Origin of the sequence: Mycobacterium sp. 3519A, assembly GCF_900240945.1 — a bacterium.
In the GTDB taxonomy this organism is placed as follows: Bacteria; Actinomycetota; Actinomycetes; order Mycobacteriales; family Mycobacteriaceae; genus Mycobacterium.
In genome coordinates, this window is the sequence record NZ_OESG01000013.1 from 1824367 (window position 1) to 1839796 (window position 15430).

At 66.0% G+C, this 15430-nt stretch carries 16 protein-coding genes and 1 pseudogene; 9 read left to right on the plus strand and 8 right to left on the minus strand.

Annotated elements, in window-relative coordinates; genetic code table 11:
* Positions 1-2: 2 nt before the first annotated feature.
* The 3 genes from C1A30_RS16690 to C1A30_RS16700 are packed head-to-tail and all read left to right on the plus strand — an operon-like array spanning position 3 to position 4221.
* Positions 3-725 carry an ABC transporter ATP-binding protein gene (locus tag C1A30_RS16690; RefSeq protein ID WP_101949319.1) on the plus strand — a complete coding sequence of 241 codons (723 nt, stop codon included), beginning with the start codon at positions 3-5 and terminating at the stop codon, positions 723-725.
* Positions 726-751: 26 nt separating this feature from the next.
* Entirely contained in the window at positions 752-2248 is a 1497-nt protein-coding gene (locus C1A30_RS16695; protein WP_200828288.1) for an APC family permease, read from the plus strand.
* Positions 2245-4221: a primary-amine oxidase gene (locus C1A30_RS16700; protein WP_101949320.1), complete on the plus strand. Its 1977-nt coding sequence runs from the start codon at positions 2245-2247 to the stop codon at positions 4219-4221. The genes C1A30_RS16695 and C1A30_RS16700 overlap by 4 nt, the downstream gene beginning before the upstream one ends.
* Here C1A30_RS16700 and C1A30_RS16705 read toward each other — a convergent pair.
* Positions 4218-5168, minus strand: a complete 951-nt coding sequence (locus C1A30_RS16705) for a D-glycerate dehydrogenase (RefSeq protein ID WP_101949321.1) — start codon at positions 5166-5168, stop codon at positions 4218-4220. The genes C1A30_RS16700 and C1A30_RS16705 overlap by 4 nt on opposite strands.
* A gap of 7 nt (positions 5169-5175) precedes the next feature.
* On the minus strand, positions 5176-5616 hold the full coding sequence (locus tag C1A30_RS16710) for a MarR family winged helix-turn-helix transcriptional regulator (RefSeq protein WP_200828289.1): 441 nt from the start codon (positions 5614-5616) through the stop codon (positions 5176-5178).
* Between the two features lie 36 nt (positions 5617-5652).
* Between C1A30_RS16710 and C1A30_RS16715 the strand changes: the two genes are divergently transcribed.
* From C1A30_RS16715 to C1A30_RS16730, 4 genes are all read left to right on the plus strand, one after another.
* Positions 5653-6339 (plus strand): class I SAM-dependent methyltransferase, encoded by a 687-nt coding sequence (locus tag C1A30_RS16715; protein WP_101949323.1) that lies wholly within the window; start codon positions 5653-5655, stop codon positions 6337-6339.
* A 91-nt stretch (positions 6340-6430) separates the two neighbouring features.
* Positions 6431-7183 carry a UMP kinase gene (pyrH, locus tag C1A30_RS16720; protein ID WP_067799761.1) on the plus strand — a complete coding sequence of 251 codons (753 nt, stop codon included), beginning with the start codon at positions 6431-6433 and terminating at the stop codon, positions 7181-7183.
* Between the two features lie 12 nt (positions 7184-7195).
* Positions 7196-7753, plus strand: a complete 558-nt coding sequence (frr, locus tag C1A30_RS16725) for a ribosome recycling factor (RefSeq protein WP_067799758.1) — start codon at positions 7196-7198, stop codon at positions 7751-7753.
* Complete coding sequence (locus tag C1A30_RS16730) at positions 7753-8634, plus strand: phosphatidate cytidylyltransferase (protein WP_101949324.1); 882 nt, start codon at positions 7753-7755, stop codon at positions 8632-8634. Before frr ends, C1A30_RS16730 begins: the two co-directional genes overlap by 1 nt.
* On the opposite strand, the gene C1A30_RS16735 is transcribed toward C1A30_RS16730, so the two are convergent.
* Positions 8545-9501 carry a DMT family transporter gene (locus tag C1A30_RS16735; RefSeq protein ID WP_235009942.1) on the minus strand — a complete coding sequence of 319 codons (957 nt, stop codon included), beginning with the start codon at positions 9499-9501 and terminating at the stop codon, positions 8545-8547. The genes C1A30_RS16730 and C1A30_RS16735 overlap by 90 nt on opposite strands.
* A 66-nt stretch (positions 9502-9567) precedes the next feature.
* Here C1A30_RS16735 and rlmN point away from each other — a divergent pair, with 66 nt between their 5' ends.
* Positions 9568-10686 (plus strand): 23S rRNA (adenine(2503)-C(2))-methyltransferase RlmN, encoded by a 1119-nt coding sequence (rlmN, locus tag C1A30_RS16740; protein WP_101950262.1) that lies wholly within the window; start codon positions 9568-9570, stop codon positions 10684-10686.
* A gap of 112 nt (positions 10687-10798) precedes the next feature.
* On the opposite strand, the gene C1A30_RS16745 is transcribed toward rlmN, so the two are convergent.
* The 4 genes and pseudogenes from C1A30_RS16745 to C1A30_RS16760 form a co-directional block, all read right to left on the minus strand.
* Entirely contained in the window at positions 10799-11116 is a 318-nt protein-coding gene (locus tag C1A30_RS16745) for a hypothetical protein (protein ID WP_101949325.1), read from the minus strand.
* Positions 11117-11252: 136 nt separating this feature from the next.
* A pseudogene (locus C1A30_RS16750) lies at positions 11253-11646 on the minus strand (nuclear transport factor 2 family protein); the annotation flags it as partial.
* The gene (locus C1A30_RS16755) at positions 11559-13043 is read right to left on the minus strand and encodes an aldehyde dehydrogenase family protein (RefSeq protein ID WP_101949326.1); all 1485 of its coding nucleotides are present in this window, start codon (positions 13041-13043) and stop codon (positions 11559-11561) included. The pseudogene C1A30_RS16750 and the gene C1A30_RS16755, both read right to left, overlap by 88 nt.
* 32 nt (positions 13044-13075) lie before the next feature.
* Entirely contained in the window at positions 13076-13624 is a 549-nt protein-coding gene (locus C1A30_RS16760) for a TetR/AcrR family transcriptional regulator (RefSeq protein WP_067799885.1), read from the minus strand.
* Between the two features lie 102 nt (positions 13625-13726).
* Between C1A30_RS16760 and C1A30_RS16765 the strand changes: the two genes are divergently transcribed.
* Complete coding sequence (locus tag C1A30_RS16765; RefSeq protein WP_101950263.1) at positions 13727-14893, plus strand: CaiB/BaiF CoA-transferase family protein; 1167 nt, start codon at positions 13727-13729, stop codon at positions 14891-14893.
* Here C1A30_RS16765 and C1A30_RS16770 read toward each other — a convergent pair.
* On the minus strand, positions 14874-15404 hold the full coding sequence (locus C1A30_RS16770) for a TetR/AcrR family transcriptional regulator (RefSeq protein ID WP_101949327.1): 531 nt from the start codon (positions 15402-15404) through the stop codon (positions 14874-14876). The genes C1A30_RS16765 and C1A30_RS16770 overlap by 20 nt on opposite strands.
* Positions 15405-15430 lie beyond the last annotated feature (26 nt).

The following is a 15430-nucleotide window of genomic DNA, read 5'->3' on the forward strand; positions in this document are numbered from 1 at the left end:
CGATGACCGCTATCGACGAAACCGCCGACACCACCGCCGCGGCGCAGGACCGCGCGCCCGTCATCGAGATCTCGGACGTATGGAAGCTGCACAAGCTCGGCGACGAAGTGGTTCGCGCGCTGGTGGCCGCCGAGTTGAAAGTCATGCCAGGAGAATTCGTCTGTCTGATGGGGCCGAGCGGCAGCGGGAAGTCGACGCTGCTCAACATCATCGGTGGACTCGACCGGCCCACCAAGGGCAGCGTCAGGCTGGCGGGTCGTGACACGTCGCTGCTGACCGAGAGCCAGTTCGCCGCGTTGCGTCACGACACCATCGGGTTCATCTTCCAGAGCTACAACCTGATCCCGTTCCTGTCGGCGGTGGAAAACGTCGAACTGCCACTGATGTTCGAGCCGTACGACCGCAAATCGCTGCGCAAGCGGGCGCTGGAACTGCTCGAACTCGTCGGTCTCGGGCACCGGGTGCACCACCAGCCGACCAAGATGTCAGGCGGCGAACAGCAGCGCACGGCGATCGCGCGCTCGCTGATCAGCAACCCGACGCTTGTGCTTGCCGACGAACCGACTGCCAATCTGGACCACCGCACCGGGGAGACGGTGGTGCGCATGCTGCGCGACCTGTGTTCCACGCTGGGCGTCACCGTGGTCGCCAGCACGCACGACCCCACGGTGGCCGACGAAGCGAGCCGTGTCGTCCGCATGAAAGACGGACAAATCGTCAACTGATCCAACGGCATTGGAAAGAGATTCGCATGACCCAAGAACTGGAAGCGGCGCCGGCGCGCGACAAGCTCCTGACCACCGAACTCGTTCCCGAACAAGTACTGCCGAAGGTGATGACGACCTTCGGTTTGGTCGCCACCTACGTGTTCATCATCTGCTGGCTCACCGGTTCGTCGGTGATGGCGGCGGGCGGTTGGACCGCGATCCCGATGTGGGTGCTGGGCATCATCACCTTCCTGGTGCCCGCCGGCATGGCGGTCGCCGAACTGGGCAACCTGTGGCCCGGTGAAGGCGGCGTGTACATCTGGGCCACCCGCACCATGGGCGAAACCTGGGGCTTCGTCGGCGGCTACCTGTCGTGGATACCGGTGATCCTCAACGCGGCGTCGTCGCCGGCGATCGTCCTGCAGTTCGTGCTGCTGGCATTCCACGCGCAGCTGGGTCTGACGTTGAGCATCATCCTGCAGTTGGTGATCCTCTGGGGCGTGATCGGCCTGGCACTGGCGAAACTCGCTGCCAATCAACGCATCATGAACGTCGTGTTCGTGGTGTACGGGGCGCTGACCCTCGTCATCTTCGTCGCAGGCCTGACATATGCGCTGAAGAACGGATCGGCGACACCGTTCACCGCACACGCCGCGCTGGTGCCCGACTTCGCAGGCGCCGGATTCCTGTACGGCACCGTGCTGCTGTACCTGCTGGGCGTCGAGACGCCCTACAACATGGGTGCGGAGTTCCTCTCGGTGCGCAAGAGCGGCCCGAAGATGGTGGTGTGGGGTTCGGCCGCGCTGGTGGTGATCTACCTGCTGACCACCCTGGGCACGATGATGGTGCTGCCCGGTGACCAGATCGACCCGGTGACCGGTGTGATCGGCATGCTGGGCACGGCAGCACCAAAGGGTGTGATGGAAGTCTGCGCAATCGTGTTGGCCGGCATCATCTTTGTCGCGCTGATGACCTACCAGGTCACCTACTCGAGGCTGATCTTCGTCTCCGGTCTCGAGCGTCACCTGCCGCGCATCTTCACCCACCTGAACCCGCGCACCCGCAACCCGGTGACCGCCGTGCTGATCCAGGGTGTGCTGTCGTCGCTGATCCTGGTCGGGTTGTACTCGCAGAGCAGCATGGCCAATGTCACGATCTTCATCCAGGGCGGGCTTTCCACGGTCTGGCTGATCTCAGGATTCTTCTTCCTGTTCCCGGTGATCATCGCCAGGAAGAAGTACGCCGATCGCTATGCCAGCGAACAGTTCTGGCGGATTCCCGGCGGCGCCGTCGGTGTCTGGATCACCGTCATCGTTGGCACGCTGGGCACCATCGGCGGCGTGTACTACTCGTTCGCCAAGTCGTGGATTCACGATGTGCCGGACAGTACCTGGATGATGTGGACCGGCAGCATCTCGGTCGGCATGTGCGTCCTCGGTGCGCTCGTCTACATCTTCGGTCGCCGCTCGGCGGCCAAGGTCAGCCAGGAAGACGCCCTGGCCCATCTGGCGGTATTGGAATTGAAGGACGAAGCCAAATGACAATGGAAAGCACCGTGCCAGGCACGGACGCGACCGACTGCCCGTCCCGGTATCCGCTCGACCCGTTGACCGGCGCCGAGATTCAATCCGCGGCCGCGGTGATCACCGACTCCGAATACGCCACGCCCACATTGAAATTCGTGATGATCCAGTTGGCGGAACCGGGCAAGCCCGCCGACCTGACGTTCGACGGCGACGTCGAGGTGCCGCGGCGGGCGTTCGTGACGATGTACGACGGCGCAGCCAAGCTGGTGTACGAGGCGGTCGTCGACCTCACCGCGCGGGTCATCGACTCGTGGAACGCCGTGCCCGGCAGGTTCCCGTCGTATCTGGTCGAGCACATGGCCGGCGTCGAAGAGGTGGTGCGGGCCGACCCGCGGTGGCAGGAGGCGATGCGCAAGCGCGGTGTCACCGATTTCAGCCTGGCCATGATCGACCCGTGGCCGGCAGGTTATTACGGCGCAGGCGATCACTACGACAACTCACCGCTGATCTGCCGGCCGTTGACGTTCGTGCGTGCCGCGCCCTCCGAGCACGGCTATGCGCGACCGGTGGAGGGTCTGATCGTCACCTTCGACCTCGACGCCATGAAGGTGATCGACATCGAGGATCACGGGGTGGTGCCGCTGCCGCCGACCGCGGGCAATTACGCCGAGAAGTTCATGTTCGACGCGAACAACCGCCCGGCGTTCACGCACTTCCGCGACGACGTCAAACCCATCGAGATCACCCAACCCGACGGACCCAGCTTCACCGTCGACGGCTGGAAGGTGCAGTGGCAGAAGTGGTCGATGCGGGTGGGCTTCAACCCGCGTGAAGGCATCACGCTGCATGAGATCACCTACACCGACCGCGGGCAGACCCGCCCGATCATCTACCGGGCGTCGCTTTCGGAAATGGTGGTGCCGTACGGCGATACCGCGCCGACGCACTGGAACAAGAACGTCTTCGACATGGGTGAGGTCGGCATGGGGTTCTCGGCGAACCCGCTGACGCTCGGCTGCGACTGCCTCGGTGAGATCTACTACTTCGACGGCACGGTCAACGACTCGTCGGGCAACGCGGTCACCATTCCGAACGCGATCTGCATGCACGAGGAGGACTACGGGATCTCCTGGAAGCACACCGATTTCCGGACCGGTGAGGTCGAGGTGCGGCGGGCCCGGCGGCTGGTGATCTCGATGATCTGCACCGTCGGCAACTACGAGTACGGGTTCTTCTGGTACTTCTACAACGACGCGTCGATGGAGGTCGAGGTCAAGCTCTCCGGCGTGCTGACCACCGGTGCGGTGCAGGACGGTGAGGAGCCGCGGTGGGGAAAGCTGGTGGCGCCCAACATCTACGGCCCGAACCATCAACACTTCTTCAGCTTCCGGCTGGACATGAGCGTCGACGGCGCGAACAACAGCGTCTACGAGGTCGACTCGATCCCCGAACCCGATCCGGAACTGAACCCGCATCACAACGCGTGGGTCACCCGCGACACCCTGGTCGCGTCGGAGGCCGAGGGGGCGCGGGACTGGGATTGGTCGAAGGGCCGCCACTGGAAGATCGCCAACCCGTCGAAGCGCAACGAATTGGGCAGTCCAGTGGCGTACAAGCTGACGCCGCGAGACGTCGTGCCGGTGATGGTGCAGGAAGGTTCCTACATCTACGACCGCGCCCGGTTCGTGCAGCACAACCTGTGGGTGACCCGCTACGACCCGGCGGAGAAGTTCGCGGCGGGCGACTACATGTACCAGTCGCCCGATGCTCAGGGCCTGCCGCAGTACATCGCCGACGACGCGCCGTTGGAGGACACCGACGTGGTGCTCTGGTACACCGTCGGCGCGCACCACGTGGTGCGGCCTGAGGATTGGCCGGTGATGCCGTGTGCGTACACAGGATTCCATCTGAAGCCCGTCGGCTTCTTCGACGGGAATCCGGCGCTCGACATTCCGCCGTCACCGCCGGCGGCGTGCCACCACCACTAGCGCACCGGGGTCAGCGGCGGGTTGCCCGCCAGCACCGCTGCGGCGTTGTCGATGGCCAGAATGCCCATCGCGTCGCGTGTCGCCTCACCGGCGCTGGCGATATGCGGCGTGACAACGAGGTTCGGCGCGTCGAGTAGTGCAGGGTTGACGTCTGGTTCGCCTTCGAAGACGTCCAGTGCGGCGCCCGCGATACGGCCCGCGGTGAGTGCCTCGACGAGCGCGGCTTCGTCGACGACACCGCCGCGTGCGGTATTGATCAGGTAGGCAGTGGGTTTCATGGCTGCCAGGGCCGCGGCGTCGATCAGGTGTCGGGTTTCAGGCGTGAGCGGGGTGAGCACGCTGACGACGTCGCTTTCGGCCAGCAGGGTCGGGTTGTCGACGAACGCGACACCGTCCTCCGCGGTCCCGGGTTCACGGCTGCGCGCCGACGCGATGACCGTCATGTCGAATGCCTTGGCGCGCTTGGCGACTGCGCGTCCGATGCGGCCGTAGCCGAGGATGCCCAGCGTCGCGCCTGCACTGATGTCGAGGCCGACGAGCATGCGCGGCCCCCACACCCACGACTGTCCCGAGCGCAGGAACCGGTCACCCTCGGCAACCCGCCGAGTGGCGGCGAGGATGAGCGCGAAGGTGAAATCGGCGGTCGCGCGATCGAGTACGCCAGGGGTGTTCGTGACGACGACACCGGCGGCCCGTGCGGCGGCGATGTCGATGTTGTCGTAGCCAACAGCCACATTCGCGATGACCTTCAACTGGTCGCCCGCAGCGGCCAGCAGCGCGGCATCCGCGCGCTCGGTGAGCGTGATGACGGCGGCATCGGCCCCGGCGATGCCCGCCTCCAGTTCGGCGCGGCTCGGCGGATCCTCGTCGCCCACCCGCACGTCGATGCCGAGCGAGTGCAGATGCGCCATCGCGCGGTCAGTCAGCAGCCGGGAGACGTAGATCATCGCTGTCCTAGATCGGGTCGGTGCCGAGCGCGACGAGGATGCGCTTGAACTCGCGCCGTTCCTCGTCGCTCAGGTTGGTCATCAGTCGACGCTCCGCGGCGCGCACCCCGTCGTCGGTGCGCTCGAGCAGTTGCTCCCCGTCGCGGGTCAGTTGCGCGGGCAGCGAGCGCCCCGACGACACGCTGGCCGGCCGAACCACCAGGCCGCGGTCCTCGAGGCCGCGCAGCACCATGTTCATCGCCTGCGGCGAGACGTTCAGTGCGCGGGCCAACTCGGCGTTGGAATGCCCGGGATACTTCGACAGCACCCGCATGCACAGGTACTCCGGAAACGCCACGTTCAACGGTTCGAGGACGCTCGCCGTCACGTCGGCTTTCAACGGAAGCAGCACGCGGTGCAGCAGATAACCCAGTGGCTCGTCCTCGAGGCTGTCGCTCATATCAACCATATTGACACATATCAAGCCGGTTGATATACCGGACGCATGACGCAACCGACGCAAGATCTCTTCGAAAACGCATACAAGGGCGAGGCCGAGCAGCTCGGATTCGGCGCCAAGCCACCGTGGAGCATCGGTGAACCGCAGCCGGAGATCGCGGCCCTGATCGAGCAGGGCAAGTTCCATGGCGACGTGCTCGACGTCGGCTGCGGCGAGGCCGCCGTCGACCTGTATCTGGCGGAGCGCGGGTTCACCACGGTCGGACTGGACCTCTCGCCGACGGCGATCGAACTCGCCAAGGCCGAGGCGGCCAAGCGCGGCCTGACCAACGCCAGCTTCGCGGTCGCCGACATCAGCGCGTTCGGCGGCTACGACGGCCGGTTCGGCACCATCGTCGACTCGACGCTGTTCCACTCCATTCCGGTCGAGGCGCGCGAGGGCTATCAGGAGTCCATCGTGCGCGCCGCCGCACCGGGAGCGTCGTACTTCGTGCTGGTGTTCGACCGTGCCGGCCTGCCCGAGGGTCCCGCCAACCCGGTCACCGAGGACGAACTGCGTGCGGTGGTGTCGAAGTACTGGACGATCGATGAGATCCGACCCGCCCGTATCCACGCCAACTTCCCAGGCAGCATCGAGGGCACACCGCTGCCGTTCGGCGACGTCCGCGACGAGGGCAACGGCCGCAAGTCGGTGCCCGCCCACCTGTTGACCGCGCACCTGCCCGAAAGCTGATCCGCCACGCGCCGCCGACCCCATAGCGGCTTTTGGGCCGCTATGGGGCAGGATTAGGTGCGATCACAGCCGAGGATTTCGAAGGAGTCGGATGGCGGACCCGACTAGCCCCAACGGCAACGAACCATCACTGATCCGGCCGATGTACTCCCGCGTGCTGCTCAAGCTCGGCGGCGAGATGTTCGGCGGCGGGGAAGTGGGCCTGGACCCGGACGTCGTGCACCAGGTGGCCCGGCAGATCGCCGAAGTGGTCCGCAGCGGGGTGCAGGTCGCGGTCGTCATCGGCGGCGGCAACTTCTTCCGCGGCGCGCAGTTGCAGCAGCGCGGCATGGAGCGCAGCCGCAGCGACTACATGGGCATGCTCGGCACCGTGATGAACAGCCTTGCGCTGCAAGACTTCTTGGAGAAGGAAGGCATCGCGACGCGGGTGCAGACCGCGATCACCATGGGTCAGGTCGCCGAGCCGTACATCCCGCTGCGGGCCCGCAGGCACCTGGAGAAGGGTCGCGTGGTGATATTCGGGGCCGGCATGGGCCTGCCGTACTTCTCCACCGACACCACCGCCGCGCAGCGGGCGCTGGAGATCGGCGCCGAGGTGGTGCTGATGGCCAAGGCGGTCGACGGCGTCTTCACCGCGGACCCCCGCGTCGACCCCGACGCGCAGTTGCTCACCGCGATCAGCCACCGCGAGGTCATCGACCGCGGCCTGAAGGTCGCCGACGCCACCGCCTTCAGTCTGTGCATGGACAACGGCATGCCGATCCTGGTGTTCAACCTGCTCACCGACGGCAATATCGCCAGGGCGGTGGCAGGTGAGAAGATCGGAACACTGGTCACCACCTGACAAGGAGTCACCTTGATCGACGAAACCCTCTTCGACGCCGAGGAGAAGATGGAGAAGGCGGTGTCGGTGGCGCGCGACGACCTGGCGTCGATCCGCACCGGACGGGCCAACCCCGGCATGTTCGCCCGCGTCAACGTCGACTACTACGGCTCGATGACACCCATCACCCAGCTGTCGAGCATCAACGTTCCCGAAGCCCGCCTCGTCGTGATAAAGCCCTATGAGGCCAACCAGTTGCGCAACATCGAGGACGCGATCCGCAACTCGGATCTCGGGGTCAATCCGACCAACGACGGCAACGTCATCCGGGTCGCGATCCCGCAGTTGACGGAGGAGCGTCGCCGCGACCTCGTCAAGCAGGCCAAGGCCAAGGGCGAGGACGCGCGAGTCACCGTCCGCAACATCCGTCGCAAGGCGATGGAGGAACTGCACCGCATCAAGAAGGACGGCGAGGCAGGCGAGGATGAGGTGGCCCGCGCCGAGAAGGACCTCGACAAGACCACGCACACTTACACCGCTCAGATCGACGAGTTGGTCAAGCACAAAGAAGGCGAGCTGCTGGAGGTCTAGTGACCGAACAGCACGCGACTCCCGTGGCAGACACTGACGCCGGCCCGACCGAGCCGCCCAAAAAGACATCCCGCGCAGGCCGAGACCTACCCGCGGCGATCGGCGTCGGCGTCGTGCTCGGCGGCATGGCGATCGCGGTGCTGTTGTTCGCGCCGATCGGCTGGCTGCCCGTGCTGTCGGTGTTCATTCCGATCGCCACGCACGAGGTCATCCGGCGGCTGCGGGAGGCGGGCTACGACCTGCCCGCGATACCGCTGTTGCTCGGCGGGCTGGCGATGATCTGGGGGACGTGGTTCGGCCCGGCTGGGCTGCTGGGCGCCTACGGCGGGACGCTCGTCGTTTGCATGGTGTGGCGGCTGCTCGGCCAGGGGCTGCGCGAGCAGCCGGTGAACTATTTGCGCGACATGTCGGCCACCGTGCTGCTCGCGACGTGGGTGCCGCTGTTCGCCAGCTTCAGCGCGCTGTTGATCTTCCAGGACCACGGCGGCGTCAGGACGTTCACCGTGATCGCGACGGTGGTGTTCGCCGATATCGGCGGCTATGTGGCCGGCGTGCTGTTCGGCAAGCATCTGATGGCGCCGGCCATCAGCCCGAAGAAGTCGTGGGAGGGGCTGGGCGGGTCGTTGGTGTTCGGTATCGCCGCCGCGGTCCTTTCGGTGACGTTCCTGCTGGATCGGCCGGCGTGGGTCGGCGTGCCGCTTGGGCTGATGTTGGTGATCACCGGGGTGCTCGGCGATCTGGTGGAGTCGCAGGTCAAGCGCGATCTCGGCATCAAGGACATGGGCACGCTGTTACCTGGTCACGGGGGCATCATGGACCGGATCGACGCGATGCTGCCGTCCGCTGTCGCCGGTTGGATCGTCCTGACGCTGCTGGCGTGACACCCGGGCGTTGAGCCAGCAGGCGGCCGCGCCGACCACGAGGCCGACCGCGATTCCGATGTCCGGTCGTTGCCCCAGCATCAGCCACGACAGCAGGCCGGCGACAGCGGGAATGACCGCGAACAGCATCGCGACCGCCGCGGCGCCGTAGTTGTTGATCGCGCGCACGTAGAGCGTCATGCAGAGCGTGGCGTTGAGGAGGACGACGGCCGCGACCGCGCCTGCCGCCTTCCACGGGTCGGTCACGGTGAAGGGCGTGACGGTGGCGAGCACCGCGACGGGCAGCAGGGCGATGCCGTTCTGGAGTGCCGAGGTGGCACGGAAGTCCACCCCGGAGCAGAACCGCTGCTGGTAGACCCCGCCGGCCGCGAGGCTGAGCAGCGCGACGAGGAGCAGCAGCACGACGGTGTCGACGCCGCCGATGGTGATCAGCCGTCCCGCGCAGGCGGCCAGCACCGCGAGGACGCCGAGGACCAGAGCGCCTGTTCGCGCCCAGGTCAGGCCTTCGCCGAGGAACAGCGTCGCGAGCACGGCGGTGACGACGGGATTCATCGAGATGACGACGGCGCCGAGCACCGCGGGCGCGCCGTGCATCAGAGCCAGGTACAGGCAGATGAACTGCAGCGCGTTGGTGAGCAATCCGGCGATCAGGACGTGGACGAGGGTGCGGCCAGTGGGCCAGGTCACACGGGAGAGCAGGGCCCATGCCGAGAGGATGGCGCCCGCGAGCGCGAACCGGAAGAGCAGTACCGCCATCGGCGACATCGCTGAAACAGCAAGTGCGCCAATGGGATAGCCGAGCGCATAGAAGAACGTCAGGTTCGACGCGGAGCGCAGCGGCATCGGGGGCAGGGGCATGGTTCCCATGGTTGCGATCAACGCCTGTCATCGCCAATCAATTTCGGTCCGCTGCTGATGCGATACTGGCTGTACATGTCTTTACCTCTCGTCTTTGATGCCCCGCGACGTGCGATGCCGCCGCGGCACCTTGCTGACCTCGACGAAGCGGGCCGGGCGGCCGCCGTCGCGGAGCTGGGCCTGCCCGCGTTTCGCGGCAAGCAGCTGGCGAATCAGTACTACGGGAGGTTGATCGCCGATCCGCAGCAGATGACCGACCTGCCTGCGGGGGTGCGCGATCAGGTAACGTCGGCGTTGTTCCCGCGGCTGTTGACTGCGGTGCGGGAGATCGAGTGCGACGCAGGCGAGACGCGAAAAATGCTGTGGCGGGCGCTGGACGGCACGACGTTCGAATCGGTGCTGATGCGGTATCCGCAGCGCAACACGGTGTGCATCTCGTCGCAGGCGGGCTGCGGTATGGCGTGCCCGTTCTGCGCGACGGGGCAGGGCGGGTTGACGCGGAATCTGTCGACGGCGGAGATCCTGGAGCAGGTGCGTGCTGCGGCGGTGGAGTTGCGGGACCGCGACGGGGACGGGATCGCGCGCCCCGCGCGCAGCGGCAGGTTGTCGAACATCGTGTTCATGGGCATGGGGGAACCGCTTGCCAACTACAACCGGGTGGTGGCGGCGGTGCGCAGGATCACCGAGGCGCCGCCGCATGGTTTCGGGATTTCCGCGCGGTCGGTGACGGTGTCCACGGTGGGCTTGGCGCCCGCGATCCGCAAGCTGGCCGACGAACGACTGGGTGTGACGTTGGCGTTGTCGCTACATGCGCCGGATGATGAACTGCGGGACACGCTGGTGCCGGTGAACAATCGGTGGAAGGTTGCCGAAGCGCTCGAGGCGGCACGGTATTACGCGGACGTGACGGGGCGGCGGGTGTCGATCGAGTACGCGTTGATCCGCGACGTCAACGACCAGCCTTGGCGCGCAGATCTGTTGGGCAAGCGTCTGCACGGGGCGCTGGGGCCGCTGGCGCATGTGAACGTGATTCCGCTGAACCCGACGCCAGGCAGTGAGTGGGACGCCAGCCCGAAGCCGGCGGAACGAGAGTTCGTGAAGCGGGTGCGGGAGCACGGGGTGTCGTGCACGGTGCGCGATACGCGGGGCCGCGAAATCGCCGCGGCCTGTGGACAGTTGGCGGCCGAGGGCTGAGCGTCGGGCCGTCCGGAGCCACTTGTGAAAGTGCCCACGTACTGAGCGACAGTTGCGGCCGGTTTCCGGACCCACTTGTGAAAGTGCCCACGTACTGAGCGACAACTCGAGCTCATAGCCGGAAACCGCGAAACCACAGGGGTTTCGCCGCGGCACGCATGGTGATCACACGCGTGTAGATCCGGTGCTCGGTGCCGCGTGGTACGAACCCCGGGCCATAGAGCCCCCGCGCGATCCGACGGACCCTGCCGCGCCGCCGCTCCCACCGCAGCGCGTCCGACACTTGCTTCGATGCACGTCCCGGAATCTCGAATCCCTGCCACTCCAAGGCTTCGATGAGCTCGTCGACCGTAGTAGGGCCGTGCTGCAACAAATACATCGTCAGCGCATACCGAAGTTCTATGCCCCGCAGAACGTGCCTGGTTTCCATTGCCGAACCGTGGCACGCACATCCGACAGATCCGGCGTTGTCGCTCGGTACGTGGGCATTTTTACATGTGGGTTTGCGCAGCGTTGGGTGTCGATGTGTGTGGCAGCGGGCGTTGTCGCTCGGTACGTGGGCATTTTTACATGTGGGTTTGCGCAGCCTCCGCCGGCGCATTCAGAAACCACACATTCTCCTCACGCAACCGTCGACTGCGCCACCCGTCCGGCGTCCGCACCAACTCATGGTGGCAGTAACCACCGCACGAACTCAGCGACGCCATCTCCGGTAACTGCATCGGGTTGTAGAACATCGTCCGCACCGTCGCCGTATCACCGTCGACAACGCTTTCGATGTTCGTGATGTAGTGCCGTGAACCAGTCCACGACCTCGTCTCGGCTTCCCACGACCGCACCCGCGGACGCATAGTCGATCTCCGCCTCGTCGGTCAATCCGGCATTCCGATCGTCTTGGCCTCCAGGTACTCCTTGTACCCTTCCTCGCCGTTGCGATAGCCCAGCCCGCTCTGCTTCGTCCCACCGAACGGGCTGCCAATACCGAAGTGGCTCTTGCCATTGATCGTCACATTGCCGGTCCGCATCCGCTTGGCCACCTCGAACGCCCTGTCCACGTCGGCACTGCTGACCTCACCCGACAGCCCATAGATCGTGTTGTTCGCGATCGCGACCGCCTCGTCGTCGCTGCCGTACGGCGTCACCGTCAGCACCGGCCCGAAGATCTCCTCCTGCGCCACCTTCGAATCCGGGTCGACGTCAGCCAACAGCGTCGGCTGCACGTAGTAACCCGTCGGCAAATGCTCCGGCACACCGCCGCCCGTCACCAGTCGCGCCCCCGCGTCGATGCCGCTCCGGATCAGCCCGAGCACCTTCTGCCGTTGCGTCTCGCTGATCTGCGGCCCTTGCATATTCCCCGGCGTCCACGGATCGCCCATCGGGAAGTTCTCCATCGCGCTCTTCAGTATCGCCAGACCTTCGTCATAGCGGCTGCGCGGCAACAAGATTCGGCTCGGCAAGATACAGCTCTGGCCCGACATCACGCACGCCATCATCGCCGCCAACGGCAGCGCCGAATTGAAGTCCGCATCGTCGAGCACGATGTGCGCCGACTTTCCGCCCAACTCCAGCAGCGTCTTCTTCACCGTCGACGCCCCCGCCGCCAGGATCGCCCGCCCCGTCGCCGTCGAACCCGTGAACGTGATCATGTCGACCCGCGGGTCCGCCGACAAGGCCGCGCCCACCTCGTTCGCATTCGACACCACGACGTTGAACACCCCGGCCGGAATATCGGTCTCCTCCGCGACGATCCGGCCGTACTCGCTGCCCGACCACGGGGTCAGTTGCGCCGGCTTCAACACCACCGTGTTGCCCGCCATCAGCGCAGGCACCGTCTCGGCCACGTTGAGATAGAACGGCACATTCCACGGCGTTATCGCCCCGATCACCCCGACGGGCTCATAGTGGATCTTGCGCCGCGCCGGACCCAGCGGCGTCTCGTGCAGCCCGTTGTCGACCAGGTACTCGAACGCACGACCGTGCTCGGCCCAGTGCTTGACCTCCTCGATCGGGCTCTCGATCTGACTGCCCGTGACGGTGACCGGACAGCCCACCTCGGTGATCAGGACCCGGCGCAGTCGCTCCTTGTTGCGCTCCAGCGCCTCGTGCAACTGCGTCAGGCAGTGATAGCGGAACTCCAGATCTCGCGACCAGTCCGTCTCGTCGAAGGCGCGCCTGGCCGCTCCGACGGCCCGTGCCATGTCCGCGACCGTCCCATCGGTCGCCTGGCCGACCACCTGCTCAGACGCTGGATGAACGACGTCGAATGTCGCCTTGCTGCTTGTGATCTGCAATTCGCCGTCAATGAGCATCCGCTCGTCGCCTGCCAGCACGCCGGATTCCGTCTGCACTCCCGTCATGGCAGACAGCTTTACAAACTATCGGCGAAGTGTCACCCGTTCTGTTTGATTCCGGCCGCATGCCGCAGCTGCGCCAGGAACTGATCGCCGTCGTCGCTGCGCACGATGTAGTGCGATACCGCGACCCGGATCGCCGTCGCCGCCTTCACCGCCCCGTTCGGGCCAGGCATCAGCTTCTGCAGGCGGGCCCGCATCACCGGGATGATCCTGCTCAACTGGGCGATGACGACCTCGGGTTCGATGTCGACCAACCGCACCCCTGAGTACGACTGCTGATACTCGACGATGAACCGCAGCGCCGCGTCCAGCTTCTCGGTGCCCCGCAGCCCCGACGTGGCCCGGCTGATGCCCCCGTCGAACATCTCGCGCTCGAAGACGCCGAACGCGTCGAGCAACTCACCCTTGGACGCGAACCACCTGTACAAGGTGGGCCGCGACACGCCGGCCTGCAGCGCGACCTCCGAAAGACTCAGCTTGGTCTGACCGCTGCGGCCGAGCACTTCCGCGGTCGCGACAAGGATCCGGTGCCGCGTCGAAGTGTCCTCGACGGCGCCGGATGCGTCGGGTAGCGGTTCGTTCACGTCCGAGACCTCACTCGTGTGGTGTGCACATCCTAAATGGTGCACCGGTTGCGATAAGCGAACCCGGCCGACAAGCGCCACGGCGGCGATACGTTGTACACCGTGTCCGGACCGCTGGATGGTGTCAAGGTCGTCGAACTCGGCGTCTGGGTCGCCGGTCCCGCCGCGGCAGGAATTCTCGCCGACTGGGGTGCCGACGTCGTCAAGATCGAACCACCCGACGGCGATCCCGCACGCACATTCGGTCGCATGCTCGGCATCGAAGACGGCAGCAGCCCGCCGTTCGAGATGGACAACCGCAACAAGCGCGGCGTCATGCTCGACCTCGGCAGCGACGACGGTCGCGCCACCGCATTCGAATTGCTCAGCGGCGCAGATGTTTTCCTGACCAACATCCGCCCCGGCGCACTGACGCGGATCGGGTTGGACTTCGACACCGTCGCTGCCAGCAACCCCGGACTGGTCTACGGGTTGATCACCGGATACGGCCAAGACGGGCCCGATGCCGACCGGGCTGCCTACGACGTCGCCGCGTTCTGGGCGCGAGCGGGGTTGGCGCACTTGCTGACTCGCCCAGGTGACACGCCGCCCTTTCAACGCGGCGGCATGGGCGACCACTCGGCGGGCATGACGCTGGCCGCCGCGGTGTGCGCTGCGCTGGTCGCGCGAACGCGAACCGGCAAAGGCCAACTGGTCAGCACGTCGCTGTATAGGCAGGGCGCGTACACGATCAGCTTCGACCTCAACACCTTCCTGATGACCGGCCATGCCATCGCCATCGGCCAGCGCGAGAACATGGCCAATCCCTGCATGAACAACTACACGGCAGGCGACGGGCGGCGGTTCTGGATCGTCGGCCTGCAGGGCAGTCGGCACTGGCCGTCGCTGTGCCGCGTCGTCGGCCGACCCGACTGGTTGACCGATCCCCGGTTCGAATCGGCACACGCACGCGCCGCCAACGCAGGCGAACTCGTCACCGCGCTCGACGAGATCTTCGCGACCAAACCGCTCGAGGAATGGGCGAAAGTCTTTGCCGCAGAACCCGAATTCTTCTGGTCACCGATCAACTCCATCGAAGACGTGGTGGCCGACGAGCAGTTCCACGCAGCGGGCGGGATCGTCTACGTACCCGACGGGCAAGCCGGTGTGCCGATGGTGGCGACGCCCGCCGACTTCCACGGCACCCCGTGCGCACCGCGTTCTGCGGCGCCTCGACTCGGTGAACACACCGACGAGGTGCTCGCCGAACTCAAGGCGCGTGATGCTTGACGCCCGCGGCGTGTCGAAGCTGGGCCAGGAAGTCGGCGTCGTCGTCGCTGCGCACCAGGTAGTGCGAGACCGCCACCCGCACGGCGGTCGCGACCGCAAGCGCTGGATCCGGGTCGGTCGCCAGTCGTTCCAGCCGCGCCCGCATCAACGGAATGACCCGCGCCAGCCGCCTGATGACCTGCGCGGGTTCGATGTCGATCATCCGCAGCCCGGGATAGGACTGCTGGTACTCGACGATGATTCGCAGCGCCGCATCCAGTCGCTCCGACGCGGGCAGGTCGGCGGTGGCTTTGGTAACGGCGCTCTCGTAAAACTGCCGCTCCCACACCACGAACGCGTCGAGCAGATCTCGCTTCGAAGCGAACCAGCGGTACAGCGTCGGCCGTGACACGCGCGCCTGCAGCGCCACCTCCGACAGGCTCAGCTTCGACATGCCGTGGCTGCCGAGCACCTCGGCGGTGGCGGCCAGGATCCGCTCGCGGCTGGAGTTGTCCGCCGACGGCATCGTCATAGCTTTACAAAATTTCACCGAAGTGT